The following is a 17,607-nucleotide window of genomic DNA, read 5'->3' as shown; positions in this document are numbered from 1 at the left end:
CTTCGCTCCAACCAAGTTTTGAGGCCGGGTCCCTACTACCCGTTTATGCCGGATAAATTTATTAAACTTCCTAATGTTTTCAAAACAAAAAGGCTGCCATGCAAAGAGCATATTAGGGAAGACACAACAGCAGAAACGCCTAAGTGATGACATAGAAATTCCAAATCTAACAAAACAATGGCACGAAGAAGATGTAGAAAAACGCAGAGAAGGTTGACGGTATACACTGTATCAAATTGAATTATTACCAAAGCTTTCAACGATGATTTATAATCCTTATTTTTCTATACTTTAACAATTACTAACCTTCGCATTTTTTCAAAAAATAAAGTATAATAAACTAATACAAAAAAGGTTGTTAACGAGATCGTTAACAACCTTTTTTGTTTTTTCTGAAAAACTTTTCAATTTAAGGGAGCGATCACATGTATTGGAGAAAAAATGATAAACCTGTAGAAGAACCAGAAGCAATTGCTGTATGGGAATGCAAAGAAGAAAACTGCCGTGGATGGATGCGTAAAAACTTTTCATTAGAAGCAGAACCGAAATGTCCGTTATGCAAAAGCGATATGGAAAGCAGCGAACGCTTATTACAAAAGATATAATAAATTCCCTTCTTCACCTTTTATAAACTGAAACAAAGAGGATCCTCTTTCTCCTTATTTACAATGTGAATCGAAAGAAAATAAACTATACAAAAAGCTTTGCGTATCCTCGCAAAGCTTTTTCAATATCCCAAACTCATTCCAACTATCATTCCTATCAAAATGATGCTAAGAATTAATAACATAGTGTATGCTCTCTTACAACAAAAGTAAGATATTAGAAATTCTCACATCATATTTTATACCCTATATCCATTAAATCAATTCGCTACCATTGTTTCTATTTTCCTTACATATTTTCCGAGTGCTTCTTAACCCATTTCTAAGTATAAATAGCATTTCTTAATAAATAGCGGCGGATATTCTTAACATTTCTTTAAGAACCCAAAAGCCCCAAATCATAGTAGATTGGGGCTTTTGGATTCTATATTCTATTTTTCCTTTGGAAGGACAATCCTCTTATATAATTGAACAGTGATCAAATAGTAAACAACGTAAATAATTAAAAATATACAAATCGGAAGTCCAATATTCACATATGGATTCACAAAAAATTTAACAAATGTAAATACATTCATTCCTACCAAAACGTGTATAAGACCGAATACGGCTGGAAATAGAAATACAATGCCTAATTCTTTATACATAGATTGCATAAGTAATTCTTTACGTACCCCAATTTTCCGAAGCATCTCATAACGCCCTATATCTTTCGTAGCTCCAGAAAGGATCTTAAACATTAAACAACTTGCCATCATAGCTAAAAAAGCAAGACCTAAAAAGAATCCCATAAAGGAAGTTCCTTTTGAAAAGGCAAGCATAGATTCATAATCACTATAGTTTGTTGGTAAATATACGTCTTCCTTAGGTTTATTAATAGCAGCGGCTATTTTTTCAATTTGGCGATTGTCCATCTCTTTTAACTCTGTCTTATACCGTAAAATATTATCGATTTTAGCAATAAAAAACGTATGCTCATTCCCTTGAATTGCTTCATAACGATTTGTATCAACGATATAGACCGGCTTACGATCATATACAGTAATATTCGACCTAAAATCACTGTCCATACTCTTATCCCAATTCATCGGTAACACGGAACTAGATGGAACAACTTCCTCCCCCTTAAACATCCTATAGCTCGAAGATGGAAGTGGTTCAGTAATATGTGTTGTCTCTTTCCTTCCAAACAACAGTGGCGGATTCTCTAATAATTCTTCTTTTAAATAGTAAACAGCCTCATTATTAACTTTATATTTATATTGTTTTTTATCTACAATTTTCATTTTTTCCATAGCTTTATAATCCTCTGCTTCTGGATCATGAATTGTAATATCATAACCTGACATTCTTTCTGCTGTAAGGATTACGTTTTTCTGTAAAGACATGCCACCAGCCATTGCCCCCACACCCAGTCCAATTAGCATCGTTACCGTTCCTAATATTTTCGCCAAACTACTTACACGAAACTGCAATTGTGCAAATGTAAATGCATTTAATTTCTTCTCATTTAAATAGCGCGTTTTCTTTAACCTATTAACAATCATAGGTAAGAACGAAATAAATATAAGATATGTCCCAATTGTAATCGTGAATAGTGGAAGCATAATGGCTCCAGCGCCTTTTATTCCTACGAAGATGACGAAATAATACCCTACTCCTAGTCCTAGCAAACTACATAAAAGTAACAATATTGTGGCTGGTCCTTTCATTCGTATGCGCTCCGTTTGCTCCTCTGTACGAATTAATTCTAGTTCCGTTTTAAGTGCTATACGAATCGCATTCACAACGGATGTAAGTAGAAATAACGCACTAAAGAATATAAATGTTATTTTGAATGCAGGTACATAAAATGCTTGATAACCTTCCGCTGAAATTTCCAATTGTTTCGTTAGAAATTTACTAACGAAATTAGAAAGAGTAGCTCCGAATACACTACCTAATGCTAGTGAAATCATTCCCATAGAAAATGTCTCAAAGAATAAAAGTTGACTAATTTTACTCTTTTTCGCTCCTAAAACAAGATACATGCCAAGTTCTTTCCGCCGGAGTGAGAGAAGAAATGAGTTTGCATAAAAAATATAAAAGAAGGTAATAAACGCCACCAAAACAGAGCCTATTTGAAATACAAATACGATTGAACCAATAATACTGTTATTCATTGTAAACTCTTTATTTAACGCAAGCGTTTGAAACATATAAAAAATAGAAATTGAGATTACAAGACCTATTAGTAAAACGATGTAATCCTTTATCATTTTTTTCATACTGGAAATAGAAAGTTTTAATAACACACTCTACACTCACGCTTCTCTAAAGTGTGGTGTACTACATTCATCTTTTTACTATCTCCTCTTTGTACAACGTTCTCTTCAAATATTAAAGTTTTCATATTGCCTCCTGTCATGTGGCTAGTGCTACGATCATGCTATTTTCATAGCCACTAACTATCATTTTATCTTTTCCTGACAAACAGCAATATTGATTCCTCTTACATTATCCTTACATTTTTGTAATGTACACTCAAAGGTACTATATAAAACTATTGTTTAGGTTCTATTAAAATTACATCTTCTAAATCATATAAATTCGCCTTTGGTTTTGCATAAATAATATAAGCAAGACCATATTGATCTGGTTCTTGCTCTATCACCTCAGCTACTTCAAGACCAGGCGGTATTTTCTGACTCAATTCAGAGGTAATAATGCTATCACCTAGTTTTATTTCTTTCGCTTTATCTGATGGAATATTATCGATTCGAAGAGCCTGTTTTTTCTTGTCATACCCTGTAACAAATCCTAAAATAGATGAATTATTTTGAAGGGTGATTGCTAAACGATTCGTTCGTTCATCATTCGTAATTAATTTCACAACAGATGTATATTGATCTACACTCTCTACCTTTCCAATAAAACCGTTCACTGTAATAACAGCCATATCAGCCTTTACACCATGTTGTGCCCCTCTATCAAGAGTGATTTCTCTATACCACTCTTCCGCTACACGACTTACTACTGTAGCTTGAATTAAATTGTATTTTCCTTGTTCCTTTAATTCTTTCGTTTTGTTGATAAGTTTAGTAAGATTTTCTTTCTCCTCACTTAATATTTGAACTTTACTCTTTAATGATTCTTGATGTTCAATCTTCCCTTTCAATACCTGATTCTCTTGATATACTTTATAAATGTCTTCAATATTATGAACAATATTTTGGACATGCTTATTATTTGTACATACATAAACCATCAATAAAGCCAAAAGAATAATTAAAAGAAATAATAATATTCTCTTCTTAGAAACCTGCATAATTATCCTGCTACTCCCTACTATTTTTCATCTACATACTATAGAATACTAGTCATTGCACAGAGAAGAAATGCAGATTAAATAAAGTTAAGATAAACTTTATATTCTTTATAAAAAATTTAGAACTTATCATATACTGCCATAACATTCGAATCTTTCTTATTACTTTTTCTATCGAATCTGACTTATCATTTCTAAAAATCAACATGTCTTATTGTTACTTTATCTTTTGTTTTAGCCGGTATTTCGTCACCTTATACTTTCCCTATTTCATACTTTAAATTTCACTTTTAAATAGCTGGCAATATTTTTTCTAATTTCCTTCTCATCGTCCACGATAAATATCTTTTACCCCCCTATGAATGTCGCTTTATTTCACTCACTACTGCACTCTTCTTATGCATATACACATAAGAAATACTAGAAACTACAAAAACAATCCCACCAAAATACACGCCATACTCTATCGCGATCGCTACAATCTTGTTAATATGTTGTCCAAATAAAAAACCGAGCACAAAGTAAACGAGTGTCCAAACAAATCCTGTCGTATAGGAATACAAAGCATACATCTTAAATGACATGTTATTCATTCCAACTACATACGGTACGATGTGCCTTACAACTGGTATGAAGTAACTTGTGGCTAACGCATAATGACCATACTTCTCTACCATTTGTTGAGATTTCAATAGATATTTCGCCTTTTTCTTTTTCATTAGCTTATCAAGTACTTTCGTACCAAATATTCTCCCTAATATATAACCTAGCGATAGTCCAGATACAACGCCTAAATATGTTAATAAAAATGCTGGAATGACACTTAATATCCCTAATGAAGAGACAAAACCACCACTCATTACGATCATTTCGTCTGGAATTGGCATACCGATAATACCTAACCATAAACAGAAAAATAATGCCCAATAACCGTATTGTTCAATATAAGATAATAATTCATGTAATTCCATTATGCATATACTCTCCTTAGCAATTTTTTACAGCTAAAGACGTACGCTGGTGGGAAATTGAGCCACACTTTCTCTAGCGTAATTTCAGGAAAGAAATGCTGTATAAATCCTTTTTTCACAAGTGAATATTGAAATGTAATAAATTCACCGTTCTCATGTATTGCTTCCATTACATTGTTTAAAATACGCTTTGAAACTTCTTCTGGTAAAGATGTAAAAGGTAATCCCGATAAGACGTAATCAACGCATTCTATATTGAACTCTTCGATATACTTCTTTATATTTTCAGCTGAACCATGTACAACAATGACGTTCTGCTCATTTTTAAACTTTCTCTTTAACTCTTTGCAAAACACTTCATTAATTTCAATAAGAAGAAATATTGTTTCCTTCTTCTTTCTCTTCATAATTTCCTTCGTAAAAACCCCTGTACCAGGCCCTAATTCTACGATACATTTTGCCTTATTAAAATCAATTACATCGACCATTTTCTTTGCTAATATTTTTGAACTTGGCGCAATTGCACCAGTATGTTTTGGATGTTTTATAAATTCATGTAAGAATGTTATGAGCTGCATGTAACCCTCTCCCCATTCGTTCAATAGTTTTTAACTTGTTTCTAAGTATAACTATCGTTTCTTAACAAAAATTGAGGAGATTTCTTAAGATTTTATGAAGAATGAAACATTTCGTATTCCCTATATAAATACCTCTTTTATATTTATTAATTTGGTATAATAGATATAAAAGACTTTTATGGAAGGTACCATCACTATATCTATTTTCATACAACATATGCGGAAATTAATTTGTGAATCAACTTCCATTTTTATCTAATATATGTAATTCTTTTCGTGCGCACAAAAAAATTCAAACAACAAGAATTTTATATCTTATAGAAACGAATGTAAATCTAAGTATAAATATGTAGTATTTCAAAACTATTTAAAAGGAGAAAATAATGAATAATTCTATCGACCTACAGCACTTATGTGATCTTGTACATAGAACGTTTCATGTACCTGTTCAGTTTCTATCTACTGATAAAAAAATTGTATATGAATCTACTTCTCATACGATTGGTAGTCCGTTTTATTCTTCTAAAGAAGAACATCTTAATGAAATTTATCAAGAAAACGCTCCTTGTAATTTTCCAATTTTCAAAGGGAATAAATATCTTGAGAATTTCATTAGCATCCATATAACAAATCATGAACATATAAAAGGAACGATTATAATCGGCCCAACTACCTACCCAAAAGTATCAGATGAAATGGCTATTAAACTTATGAAATATTTCAACTGTAATAATAAAATGCAACAAGGAGTAGACTACTATCAATTTCTACCCGAGATTAAAAAAAGTACGCTAATTGATATAAGTATTTGGTTACATTACGTAATTTTTAATGAAAAATTAGATCGCGATACTGTTTGGGAAAAAAATAAATTACTCGAAGAGGTTTCTTATAAAATCGTAAATCCTGATCTATATATTTCAAAACGTCGCCGACATGATCCGCAAAATTATGATATATCATTGGAACGTAAATTTTTTTCAGCCATTAAAGAAGGCAATAAAGAAAAGGTCATACAATATGCATATTCATATCCACAAGAAGATGCAGCAATCTCATCTAAAGGAGATCAACTGAGAAACCAAAAAAATAATGGCATTATCGCCATTACGCTAGCTATCCGATATGCCATAGACGGTAATCTTCCATCACATATTGCTTTTTCACTCGGTACTTTATATATACAAACGATTGAAAAACTAGATAACATGTATTCCGTAAATAGGTTAATTGAAGATGCATTATGTACTTTTGCAGAACGTGTGAAGGAATATAGTGATCAAGCATATTCTAATTCGATTACTACGTGCCTAAATCATATTAATAAACATATTTACGATGAAATATCTCTCAATGACCTTGCTAACCTTTTACATATTTCCCCTACTTATTTATCAAAATTGTTTAAAAAAGAAGTGGGAATTCCTTTCATTGAATACATCCAGAGAGAACGAGTAGAAGAGGCAAAAAAATTATTAACATTAACGACCTATCCATTATCAGATATTTGTGCCTGGCTTAATTTTAATGATCAAAGTTATTTCACACGAGTCTTCAAAAAAATCACTAGTATGACTCCTAGACAATATAGGGAAAAACATACTGTTATATAAAAACGCTTTCTTAATAGGAGGTGAGATAGGTGTCATGCTAGCTCACCTTCATCAAATCAATTTATTTATTCTCCTTCTTCCAAACTCACCTTAATAAAGTTTTAATCCCCTTCAAAAAAGTACAAAAATGACAAATAAATTACTATAAATAAATTCATGAATTTGGTAATTTTTTAGTGCTGAGTAAATTCGTCTTTCAGCTACTTCCACAGTGATTAACCTTCCTAGTATAGAAAATATATTGTTAGGAGAATAGAAAGCATGAGTAGTACAAATATATCAAAATCGGCTGATATGAAAGAATCGCGAAAAGTATCACCATACGACGATAGAGAAAGAATTGAAGACATTTTATTACGCTCATTCATTTCAGAAAAAGAAATATTGATTACTTATTATAAAGACCGTTATTTCCCTACAAGTTATATGACTGTAATTGAATTAAATCCTTTGAAACGTTCTTTAATATGCATAGATGCCTTTAATCGTAAACATACTTTTAGTTTCATCGACATAATCGATGCACGTTAATTATCTCTTCATGATAATTCGAACGTAAAAAAGCCATTCACCTCATAAGAATTAGGCAAATGGCTTTCTTATTTTCACTTACTATTTCGCACTCACAATCTTATAATAAGAACGAACTGTTATGAAGTAATATCCGATATAAATGACACCATATACTCCGATACTAATTAGGAGCGGAATCATAATTTCGAATGGTAGTAAGTTCGCTAAACCTTTTAGTGCAAATAAGCTGTGCAGAATTCCAATTACTAACGGAATTGCAAAGATAAAGCTTACTTGTTTTGCGATAGCTTTTTTCATCTCTTGTTTCGTTACACCGACTTTACGAAGTACAACGTAACGCTCACGGTCAGCATTTGCTTCCGTTAATTGCTTGAAGTAAATGATAGAGCCTGTTGCTAGTAAGAATACAAGACCTAAGAACATTCCAATAAACATCATTAATCCTGTTCCTTCAAGCCCCATATGGAAACCAGTATAGAAATCTCTAAACGATGGTACCATTTCTGATTCACCAGCTGGCATCACTTTTGTTAATTTTTCTGTTAACACTTTACTATCTTTTTCATCTTTTACATCAATATTTTTTACAACGCGTGTTCCAAATGCTTGCTTCGCTTGCTCATACATATCATCTGAAACGACAACAACTAATTCACCTAAATTTGTAACCGCAACATCATTTGCACCTTGGATTTTTAATTGCTTCGTTTCGTTTCCAATTTGGAATACTGCTTTATTTCCTTTATATTGAGGACTGAACTCATGCCCTTCAATATATGAACTATCATATATAAATGCTTCACCAGCAGCTACATTCACTGTTTCCGCATCAATTTTTTTAGCAAGTTTATTAAATTCTGACTGAGACATAAACTGATACTTCTCTGAAATCCTATAGTTCATATTCAGAATGAAATCAACTTTTTCTCCTTCAAATTTCCCTTTTACAGGAACTGTCTCAATTTCAAATTGATCTTTGATTGGGTGATCCTGCTTCTCTTCTGCAAAAATTGCATTTACTTTCTTATCAAGTTCTGCATCTTTTTTCTCATAAGAATAGCTATATGGTGCAACTGCTTTTGATTGCGTAAATGTGTTGTAATACATCGTAACTGACGTACCAACCGCTGTTAATGTTACCGCGCTTAAGATAGAAATTGTCGCAAGTGATTTTGCATTTCCTTTAATACGGTATAGTAACTGTGATGTCGTTACCATATTCATGCCGTTATAAAACGATGATTTATTATTTCTTGCACGTTTTAATACGAATACTGTAAAGAACATAAATAGTAAGTACGTACCTAATACTGTTGCCAGTAAAATGTAAAGTGCGACTGTCATAAAGTCTGCATACTTAAGTGCCTTCACGTACATTAGCGCTAAGAAATAACCTGAACCGATTAAGAAAACTGAAATTAATGCCATCACTACTGATCCTTTTGGCATTGCTTCTCCTTCGCGTTCCGCTCGGAAAAGTTCAATTAGCTTAAATCGATAAATTAAACGATATCCTTGAAGTGATGTATACAAAATAATCACAAAGAAAATAAGCGCTGTATCAACAATTGCAGCCATCGGTACTTCAAAATGAACATTTAAGTTTAATCCCATCATACTTACTAACAGTTCAAGGAATAGTTTCGAAAGGACGCTACCAATCGCAATTCCGATAATTAAAGACATTAATCCCATTAACATATTTTCATAAAAGAGCATTTTACCGATTTGTCTTTTTCGAATACCTAATAAGGAATATAGTCCAACTTCTTTTTTACGCTTCCTTGTAAAGAAACCATTTGAATATATAATGAACACTGCCACGAAAATAATTAGCATGACACTTGAAACTTGAAATGCACCGCTAATTTTTTTAGAAGCTTCCGCAGCTTTTTCCATTTGTGAATTATACTGCAACGCCTTAAATGTAAAATAAATGACGATACTAAATATCATAGATGCAAAATATACAAAGTAGTCTTTAAAGTTCCGCTGTATGTTGCGGAGGGCAATGCTAGATAAGGTCATCAGCCATACCTCCGGAAATGGAAGACATTACGTCAACGACTTGTTGGAAGAACTGTTTACGCGTTAATTCACCACGGTGCAATTCTTTATATAACTCACCATCTTTAATGAAAATAACTCGTTTACAATAACTTGCCGCAAATGCATCGTGTGTTACCATTAAAATTGTAGAGTTATCATATTCATTTAACGACTTCATACTTTCAAGTAAATCTGTCGCTGATTTAGAATCCAGCGCTCCAGTCGGCTCGTCACCGAAAATCATACTTGGGTTCGTAACGATTGCACGTGATGCTGCGCAGCGCTGCTTCTGTCCGCCCGACACTTGATATGGGAACTGACTTAAAATATGATCAATACCGAATTTCTTTGAGATTTCAAGAACGCGGCGATCAATCTCACTCGCTTTCACCTTTGATAACGCAAGAGGTAACGCAATATTTTCTTTCACCGTTAACGTATCTAATAAATTATAATCTTGGAAAATGAACCCTAAATGATCACGGCGGAATAACGCTAACTTATCATCATTCATCTTCACGATATCTTTTCCATCAATTAAAATTTCACCGTTCGTCGCATTATCAATTGTAGAAAGAACGTTTAGTAAAGTCGTCTTACCCGAACCAGAAGGTCCCATAATTCCAACGAACTCACCTTCTTTTACTTGTAAGTTAATACCTTTTAACGCCGCAAATTTATTACCACCCGTGTCATACACTTTTTCAATATTTTTTGCTTCTAACACTGTTTTCATCTCGACATCCCTCATTTCTTCTATTCTCTATTTTCAACTATATACACTCTCTACTCTTGCCACTATCGATGTTTCTTACACAAACATGACAGTTATGTAAGACGCATAAGTAAAGATATAAAAATTTAACCTACTGAACGAAAGTACTTTGTTACTATAACATTGGGATATCATACCATCCATTCATTCTCCTTACAGGAACATTACAATTTTGTAAGGTTAAAAATGGACCCTACAAAGTTGTGCATGAAATGTCGGATGGACTTAGTTTGTTCCTGCTATTCTATTTAACAAGGAGGTCATCGTATGGATTCACTTAGAAACATGAATGCGGCAATGCAGTATATTGAAAACAACTTAACAGATGACATTGATTTTAAAGAAGTCGCCAAAATAGCTTACTGCTCTGAATATCATTTCAAAAGAATGTTTTCTTTTCTAGCTGGCGTATCACTATCAGAATATATTCGTTGTAGACGTCTTACTCTTGCTGCTTTTGAACTAAAGGATAGCGATGCAAAAGTCATTGATGTCGCTATAAAATATGGGTACAACTCACCAGATTCGTTTGCACGTGCCTTTCAAAACTTGCACGGCATAACACCTTCAGAGGCCCGAAATAGTAGTCATTCTTTGAAAGCTTATTCACCAATGACCTTCCAGTTATCGATTCAAGGAGGAAACGAAATGAATTATCGAATTGAAGAAAAAGAACCCTTCCAAATTATTGGTATTACAAAACGCGTACCGATTGTATTTAACGGTGTAAATGAAGAAATTGCTTCTATGTGGAAAAGTTTAAATCCAGAGTCCATTCAAACGTTAAAGTCACTTTCAAACATGGAACCGAATGGAATTATTAGTGCTTCTACTAACTTTTCTGAAGGAAGAATGGAGGAAAAAGGAGAACTCGATCACTACATTGGAGTAGCCTCAACAAAAACTTGTCCAGAGCAATTCGCGCAACTTGAAGTCGCAGCTTCAACGTGGGCCGTATTTGAAGCTGTCGGTCCATTTCCCGAAACATTACAAAATGTATGGGGACGCATTTATTCCGAATGGTTTCCTTCCTCAAACTATGAACTAGCGAAAGGACCGGAAATATTGTGGAATGAACAGAAAGATGTATCTTCTCCAAACTTTAAAAGTGAAATTTGGATACCGGTTTTGAAGAAATAAAAAAAAAGCTGCTTTTCCTTTTAAGGAAGGGCAGCTTTTTTTTACATTTTAGTTCTTTTTAATTGTCAATTATATATACGCCCTTTTTACTTTTTACGCTTTTGCCCTATACTGTTTATTAGCTTATCTTTCAACATAATGAAAAGACTTGAAACACATGATACACTATAGCTACAATTGTTTTTTTAGGAGGAATATACATATGTACAAAATTTTAATCGTTGAAGACGATCCAAATATTTCATCATTACTGCAATCTCACATTCAAAAGTACGGTTACGACGCTGTTGTTACTGAAAACTTTGATGATATTATGGAATCGTTTAACGCCGTGAAACCACATCTTGTTTTACTTGATGTAAACTTACCGAAATTCGATGGGTTCTACTGGTGCCGCCAAATTCGTCATGAATCTACTTGTCCTATTATTTTCATTTCCGCTCGTGCTGGTGAGATGGAACAAATTATGGCGATTGAAAGCGGTGCGGATGATTATATTACAAAACCGTTCCACTACGACGTTGTAATGGCAAAAATTAAAGGTCAATTACGCCGTATTTATGGTGATTATGCGCCAAATATTTCTGAACGTATCGTTGAAGTAGAAGGTTTAAAACTATTCCCAGAACGTCCTGAAATTCACTTCGGATCTGAGCAAGTTCTTTTAACGAAGAAAGAAGCTATTTTAGCAGAAATGTTATTATCTAAATTCCCTCGTACAGCGAGCCGTGAAGATTTATTAGCCGCTCTTTGGGATGACGAAAGCTTCGTTGAGGAAAATACATTAAACGTAAACATTACGCGTCTTCGTAAAAAGTTCAACGAGCTTGGTATTGAAAATGCAATTGAAACAGTACGTGGACTTGGGTATCGTTTTAACGCAACTTGGAGTGAATAAGCATGAAGCTATTTTTACGTGATCATTTTGCATTTTTCCTACTGTACGTATTAAACTTCGGTATTATTTTCGTTCTTTATGATGCAGTAGATGGGTTTCAAAACAATAAGTTTTACTTCATCGTTTTAAGCTTATACTTATTCATTTGTTTCCTCGCTTACCGTTATGTTCGTAATCGTAGAATGTACCATAGATTAAGTGAACAACCAGAAAAAATGGAAGATGCGTTTATTGAAAGAGCAACAGCTCCGATGCCTCACGGTGTAAACGAGCTCGTGCGTACGCAATATCGTCTATTCCAAAAAGAACTTCAATCGTATGAAGTAAAACAACAAGAACATCAATTATTCATTAACCACTGGGTGCATCAAATGAAGACGCCTGTTTCTGTTATGCAGCTTATGGTGCTCGAAATGGAAGATGAACATTTGATTCCGAAATTCAAAAAAGAATTAGAACGATTAAATCAAGGACTCGATATGGCTTTATATATGGCAAGGTTAAATAACTTCCATGAAGATTTCCATGTTGAGACGATTTCATTAAAAGATGCGGTAACAAAAAATATTAACGGATTAAAAGAATTATTCATTCGAAACGGGGTCTTCCCTGTTTTAGAAGTTCATTCCGATTTAAAGGTTGCCTCTGATGCGAAATGGCTAAAATTCATTATTTATCAGTTAATGACAAATGCCGTTCGTTACTCTGGTGAGCGCGGAAAAAAAGTTTTCTTATCTGCTTACCGAAACGGAAAAGATATTATTTTAGAAGTTCGCGATGAAGGTGTTGGGATTCCGCAAGAAGATATTCGAAGAGTATTTGAACCATTTTACACTGGGAAAAATGGTCGCGCATTCGGAGAATCTACTGGTATGGGACTGTATATTGTAAGTAAAATTTGTGATTATTTAGGTCACTCTGTGAAACTAGACTCTGAAGTTGGTAAAGGAACGACGATTAAAATCATCTTCCACAACGCTGCAAATAATCAAGCAGAACATACGGAGAAGGTGACCGAAGCATGATCGTAACATATGCTAGCAAAATGTATGAGAACTCACTCTCATACATTTTTTGCAATAAAACTACTTCTATATCTTCTAACCGGAGGTATAATCTATGACATTTTGGCAATTTGCATTTAAAAACGTCACTCGCAACTCGAGAGCTTATTTTGCTTACTTTGTAAGTAGTTCCTTTTCCATTGCTGTTTTCTTTTCGTTTGCTGTTTACTTATTCCATCCGAAATTACAAAACTTTAGCATGACCGCTGAAATTTCAGGATTAATGATATTTTCAGAAGTTGTAATTGTATTTTTCTCTTTCTTCTTTTTACTATATTCCATTGGTACTTTTTTAAAAGTTAGAAAAAAACAATTTGGAGTTTTGACCGTTTTAGGAATATCGAGAAAGCAATTACATCGTCTCGTTTTTATGGAAAATATGTTAATCGGTATTTTATCTATCTTTTTCGGTATGCAGTTTGGACTTGTATTTTCACAATTTTTCTTATTAGTCACAGCAAAAATTACGCACGTACCAGGCATATATTTATACTTGCCTATTAACGCGTTTATTTTAACGACCATCGTTTTCCTTAGTCTTTTTATCATTGTATCTACATTCACACCAATGCTTATCCGTACAAAAAAAGCGGTACGCCTTTTAAAAACAAATGGCGGAAAACAAAAAGAAAAAAAACCGTCCATACTCGTTTCTTTATTTGGTGCGATTTGTTTATTAGGTGGTTATGCTTTAGCTGGAAATCCTAAATATTTCGTATCAGTAAGCCCGCAAATAGGTGTTATATATATGGTTTCAAGTATTTTTGTTATCCCAACGCTTGTTACAATCGGTACATATTTTTTCTTTTCACAAATTAGTTTTTTACTTATTTACATTTTAAAAACGAGAAGAAAGTTTTATATGAAACATGTTAATATGCTTTGGATTTCTGATTTAGCAAACCGTATTCGAACGAATATTAATATGCTTTTTATTGTAGCAATGCTCTCTACGATTGCTTTCACAATGATTACGTTCCTATATGGATCTGGGAAGTTTATTAAGCTAGAGGTTAATAGAACTTCTCCTTTCCCAATTTCTTATTTTTCTTATGATGCAAATCCTTTTGTTACTGAGCATTTAAATTGGCTTGAACATCAGTTACAAAAAGAGCATTTTCCTTATGAGAAAATCAAAACTGATATATATGAAACACCACTAGAAGAAGATAAAGGTGTAGCTATTTATAATGACGTATACGCAATTAAGCAAAGTGACTATAACAAACTTGCTACTTCTTTACGAATGAAACAACTATTTATGGATGATAACGAAGCATACGTGTTAACGGGGACCTCTTATATCACTATATTTAATGAATTTGAGCAAAGCTACAAAAGAGATTACATTACACTCTCTAGTACAAATACGAAATTAAAAGTAAAAGGCTATGAGCATGTTAATGCAATTCCATCTGCCTTTTCATATCAAACGATAGTTTTGCCTGATATTCTCGTGAATAACTTACCCAACACGATAAAACATATATCAGCATACAATTACAAAATTCAAAACTGGGAACAGACATATAAAATTGCGGATGATTTTATAGAAAAGGTGCAAAAAGATCGCAATAAATCCGAGTATGAAGGACCCCTTATTCGTGCCTTTGAATCAGCGGGATTATTATACAAAATAACATCTGGTAGCGCCGCATTCTTCCTAATCGGAACATTTTTAGGTGTTATTTTCTTCATTGGAGCTGGTAGCGTTCTTTACTTTAGAATGTATACAGATTTGACGAATGAACAAGAGAAGTATATAACAATTTCTAAGATTGGTGTGACAGATACAGAGATGAAACGATCTGCGACCATTCAGCTTAGTATTTTATTTTTCGTTCCTTACATTATGGCATCCATTCATACAATGTTTGCAACGAAAATGCTACAAGATGTAATTGGTTTATCTTTGTTCAAAGAAGTTGCAGCCGTTCTTATTATTTTTGGAGTCGTTGAAATCGTATTTTTCTTATTCATTCGTTCACTTTATATGCAAAAGTTATCACAATATACGAATGGACAAATTATTTAAAACAAGCTTGATGAAAAGAGTATTTCTTCTACGCTTTTCATCTTCCCCCTACTAGGAGGTTAGGTGAATGACATTTTGGCAGTTTGCATTTAAAAACGTGACCCGGAACGCCAGAGCTTATTTCGCCTATTTTGTAAGCAGTGCGTTTTCCATCGCAATTTTTTTCTCATTTGCAGTTTATTTATTTCATCCTAAATTGCATATGACAGACGTGAATGTTGCTCTGAACATATTAATGACAATTTCAGAAGTTGTCATTGTATTCTTTTCGTTTTTCTTTTTACTATATTCAATCGGTACTTTCTTAAAAGTACGAAAAAAGCAATTTGGGATTTTAACAGTACTTGGCATATCTCAAAAGCAATTAAAGAGACTCGTATTTCTAGAAAACATGCTAATTGGTGTTCTATCCATATTTTTCGGTATTCAACTTGGACTTGTCTTTTCACAGTTCTTTTTATTAGTTACCGCAAAAATTACACATGTACCTGGTTTATATTTATATTGGCCAACGGGTGCCATTATTTTAACTATGCTCATCTTTCTTGGACTCTTCATTCTCGTCTCATCTTTTACACCGATGCTCATTCGGACGAGAAAGGCTGTACGTCTTTTAAAAGAAGGAACAAAACAAAAAGAAAGAAAAGCATCCGTGCTTATCTCTCTATTTGGTGCGACATGTTTAATAACTGGATACGTATTAGCGGCAAATCCGTTATATTTTATGTCCCTAGGTGATATGATTGGAATCCTATATGCCGTCTCTAGCATATTTGTTATTCCTTCACTTGTTGCAGCTGGAACATATTTTTTCTTTTCACAAATTAGTTTTTTACTCATTCGTATATTAAAAACGCGAAGAACATTTTATATGAAGCGTACGAATATGCTTTGGATTTCTGATTTAGCAGCGCGCATTCGGACAAACATTAACATGCTCTTTATTGTAGCGATGCTATCAACACTCGCTTTTACTATGATTACATTCTTATACGGTTTTGGGAAATTTACAAAGTTTGATGCAATAAGACAAAACCCTTTCCCTTTTACGTATTTATCACATACTGAAAATGCGTTAGCTGATGAACATTTAAATTGGTTGGAACAAAAATTTAATGAAGAGCACTTTACTTATAAAAAACTTAAAACGGATATATATGAAGTATCTTCGGCAGAAGAGAACCCAAAGCTCTATTATGCAATTAAACAAAGTGATTACAATATACTTGCTAAGGCGTTAAACTGGGAACATCTCAACGTAAAAAATAATGAATCTTATATCCTTATGAAGGATATAGACGATCAATTCATTGGCACAATTTATGATACAGACAGGAAAGATATTCTTACACTTACTCAAAACAGCCTACAGCTACAAGTAAAAGAATATAAAAATTATAATCCTTTCCCAAACAGCTTAATCTCAACATTACTCGTATTATCTGATGAAAATGTAGAGGCATTATCATCGGTTTCAAAACAGATGAGTGTATATAACTTTAAAGTTAACGATTGGGAAAAAGCACATAACATCGGTTCGGAATTTATAACAAAAATTGATAATGATAATGAAGCGATTAAGGCTGAGCACCCACCATTCCATGCAAGTGAAGCGAGCGATTCTCTATACACAACAAAACTAAACGTCGCTTCGTTCTTCTTAATTGGTACTTTCTTAGGTGTTATTTTCTTTATTGGTGCTGGCAGTGTTCTTTATTTCAGAATGTATACAGATTTAACAAATGAACAAGAAAAGTATGTAACGATTACAAAAATTGGTTTAACAGAAGCCGAAATGAAACGATCTGCTACCATTCAACTTGCGATTCTGTTCTTTGTTCCATACATTATGGCATCGATCCATACGATGTTTGCGACAAAGATGTTGCAAGAAGTATTACATCTCTCGTTCTTCGCTGAGATTACAGTCGTACTAATGATTTTTGGAACAGTTGAAATTTTATTTTTCCTTTTAATTCGTTCCTTTTATATGCAAAAATTATCACAACACATTAAGTTTTAAAAGATAGAAAGGTGA

14 protein-coding genes and 1 pseudogene are annotated in these 17,607 nt (G+C 33.3%); 9 read left to right on the top strand and 6 right to left on the bottom strand.

Translation table 11 applies throughout. The features are described from left to right. Positions 1–52 precede the first annotated feature (52 nt). Both FS742_RS27995 and FS742_RS09305 read left to right on the top strand, forming a co-directional pair. Positions 53–196: pseudogene (locus FS742_RS27995) on the top strand (Rpn family recombination-promoting nuclease/putative transposase); the annotation flags it as partial. 229 nt (positions 197–425) lie between these two features. After that, complete coding sequence (locus FS742_RS09305; protein ID WP_144612123.1) at positions 426–605, top strand: cold-inducible protein YdjO-related protein; 180 nt, start codon at positions 426–428, stop codon at positions 603–605. Positions 606–1,036: 431 nt separating this feature from the next. On the opposite strand, the gene FS742_RS09300 is transcribed toward FS742_RS09305, so the two are convergent. From FS742_RS09300 to FS742_RS09285, 4 genes are all read right to left on the bottom strand, one after another. Beyond that, entirely contained in the window at positions 1,037–2,899 is a 1,863-nt protein-coding gene (locus FS742_RS09300; protein WP_144612122.1) for an FtsX-like permease family protein, read from the bottom strand. Between the two features lie 248 nt (positions 2,900–3,147). After that, a complete protein-coding gene (gene mreC / locus FS742_RS09295) occupies positions 3,148–3,912 on the bottom strand; it encodes a rod shape-determining protein MreC (protein WP_186327164.1) in 765 nt (254 codons plus the stop codon). Positions 3,913–4,268: 356 nt separating this feature from the next. Continuing rightward, on the bottom strand, positions 4,269–4,883 hold the full coding sequence (locus FS742_RS09290; protein WP_144612120.1) for a DedA family protein: 615 nt from the start codon (positions 4,881–4,883) through the stop codon (positions 4,269–4,271). Then, on the bottom strand, positions 4,883–5,461 hold the full coding sequence (locus FS742_RS09285; RefSeq protein ID WP_144612119.1) for a class I SAM-dependent methyltransferase: 579 nt from the start codon (positions 5,459–5,461) through the stop codon (positions 4,883–4,885). The genes FS742_RS09290 and FS742_RS09285 overlap by 1 nt, the downstream gene beginning before the upstream one ends. Positions 5,462–5,844: 383 nt before the next feature. On the opposite strand from FS742_RS09285, the gene FS742_RS09280 reads away from it, so the two are divergent. Together FS742_RS09280 and FS742_RS09275 are read left to right on the top strand one after the other, a co-directional pair. Beyond that, positions 5,845–7,074, top strand: coding sequence for a helix-turn-helix domain-containing protein (locus FS742_RS09280; protein ID WP_144612118.1), 1,230 nt, complete (start codon positions 5,845–5,847; stop codon positions 7,072–7,074). A gap of 261 nt (positions 7,075–7,335) precedes the next feature. Then, positions 7,336–7,605, top strand: coding sequence for a YolD-like family protein (locus FS742_RS09275; protein WP_144612117.1), 270 nt, complete (start codon positions 7,336–7,338; stop codon positions 7,603–7,605). 81 nt (positions 7,606–7,686) lie between these two features. On the opposite strand, the gene FS742_RS09270 is transcribed toward FS742_RS09275, so the two are convergent. Together FS742_RS09270 and FS742_RS09265 are read right to left on the bottom strand one after the other, a co-directional pair. Beyond that, complete coding sequence (locus tag FS742_RS09270) at positions 7,687–9,636, bottom strand: ABC transporter permease (RefSeq protein WP_144612116.1); 1,950 nt, start codon at positions 9,634–9,636, stop codon at positions 7,687–7,689. Next, positions 9,623–10,393, bottom strand: a complete 771-nt coding sequence (locus FS742_RS09265; protein WP_000859654.1) for an ABC transporter ATP-binding protein — start codon at positions 10,391–10,393, stop codon at positions 9,623–9,625. The genes FS742_RS09270 and FS742_RS09265 overlap by 14 nt, the downstream gene beginning before the upstream one ends. A gap of 306 nt (positions 10,394–10,699) precedes the next feature. Here FS742_RS09265 and FS742_RS09260 point away from each other — a divergent pair, with 306 nt between their 5' ends. The 5 genes from FS742_RS09260 to FS742_RS09240 all read left to right on the top strand — a co-directional run bounded on the left by FS742_RS09260 (position 10,700) and on the right by FS742_RS09240 (position 17,592). After that, positions 10,700–11,572, top strand: coding sequence for an AraC family transcriptional regulator (locus FS742_RS09260; protein WP_144612115.1), 873 nt, complete (start codon positions 10,700–10,702; stop codon positions 11,570–11,572). A 202-nt stretch (positions 11,573–11,774) separates the two neighbouring features. Next, complete coding sequence (locus FS742_RS09255) at positions 11,775–12,470, top strand: response regulator transcription factor (protein WP_000276732.1); 696 nt, start codon at positions 11,775–11,777, stop codon at positions 12,468–12,470. Positions 12,471–12,472: 2 nt separating this feature from the next. Continuing rightward, positions 12,473–13,495 carry a sensor histidine kinase gene (locus FS742_RS09250; RefSeq protein WP_144612114.1) on the top strand — a complete coding sequence of 341 codons (1,023 nt, stop codon included), beginning with the start codon at positions 12,473–12,475 and terminating at the stop codon, positions 13,493–13,495. A gap of 94 nt (positions 13,496–13,589) precedes the next feature. Continuing rightward, positions 13,590–15,569, top strand: a complete 1,980-nt coding sequence (locus tag FS742_RS09245) for an FtsX-like permease family protein (protein ID WP_144612113.1) — start codon at positions 13,590–13,592, stop codon at positions 15,567–15,569. 67 nt (positions 15,570–15,636) lie between these two features. Continuing rightward, positions 15,637–17,592: an ABC transporter permease gene (locus FS742_RS09240; protein WP_144612112.1), complete on the top strand. Its 1,956-nt coding sequence runs from the start codon at positions 15,637–15,639 to the stop codon at positions 17,590–17,592. The last annotated feature ends 15 nt before the right edge of the window (positions 17,593–17,607 follow it).

Source organism: Bacillus cereus (assembly GCF_007678085.1).
In the GTDB taxonomy this organism is placed as follows: Bacteria; Bacillota; Bacilli; order Bacillales; family Bacillaceae_G; genus Bacillus_A; species Bacillus_A cereus_BE.
Note: the sequence above shows the minus strand (reverse complement) of the source record. Positions and strands in the feature narration are given on the sequence as shown.

Coding starts and splice junctions, on each gene's coding strand:
- FS742_RS09250 (WP_144612114.1), top strand. CDS start 12,473: ATGAAGCTATTTTTACGTGATCATTTTGCATTTTTCCTACTGTACGTA.
- FS742_RS09290 (WP_144612120.1), bottom strand. CDS start 4,883: ATGGAATTACATGAATTATTATCTTATATTGAACAATACGGTTATTGG.
- FS742_RS09305 (WP_144612123.1), top strand. CDS start 426: ATGTATTGGAGAAAAAATGATAAACCTGTAGAAGAACCAGAAGCAATT.
- FS742_RS09260 (WP_144612115.1), top strand. CDS start 10,700: ATGGATTCACTTAGAAACATGAATGCGGCAATGCAGTATATTGAAAAC.
- FS742_RS09265 (WP_000859654.1), bottom strand. CDS start 10,393: ATGAAAACAGTGTTAGAAGCAAAAAATATTGAAAAAGTGTATGACACG.
- FS742_RS09280 (WP_144612118.1), top strand. CDS start 5,845: ATGAATAATTCTATCGACCTACAGCACTTATGTGATCTTGTACATAGA.
- FS742_RS09285 (WP_144612119.1), bottom strand. CDS start 5,461: ATGCAGCTCATAACATTCTTACATGAATTTATAAAACATCCAAAACAT.
- FS742_RS09240 (WP_144612112.1), top strand. CDS start 15,637: ATGACATTTTGGCAGTTTGCATTTAAAAACGTGACCCGGAACGCCAGA.
- FS742_RS09255 (WP_000276732.1), top strand. CDS start 11,775: ATGTACAAAATTTTAATCGTTGAAGACGATCCAAATATTTCATCATTA.
- FS742_RS09245 (WP_144612113.1), top strand. CDS start 13,590: ATGACATTTTGGCAATTTGCATTTAAAAACGTCACTCGCAACTCGAGA.
- FS742_RS09275 (WP_144612117.1), top strand. CDS start 7,336: ATGAGTAGTACAAATATATCAAAATCGGCTGATATGAAAGAATCGCGA.
- mreC (WP_186327164.1), bottom strand. CDS start 3,912: ATGCAGGTTTCTAAGAAGAGAATATTATTATTTCTTTTAATTATTCTT.
- FS742_RS09270 (WP_144612116.1), bottom strand. CDS start 9,636: ATGACCTTATCTAGCATTGCCCTCCGCAACATACAGCGGAACTTTAAA.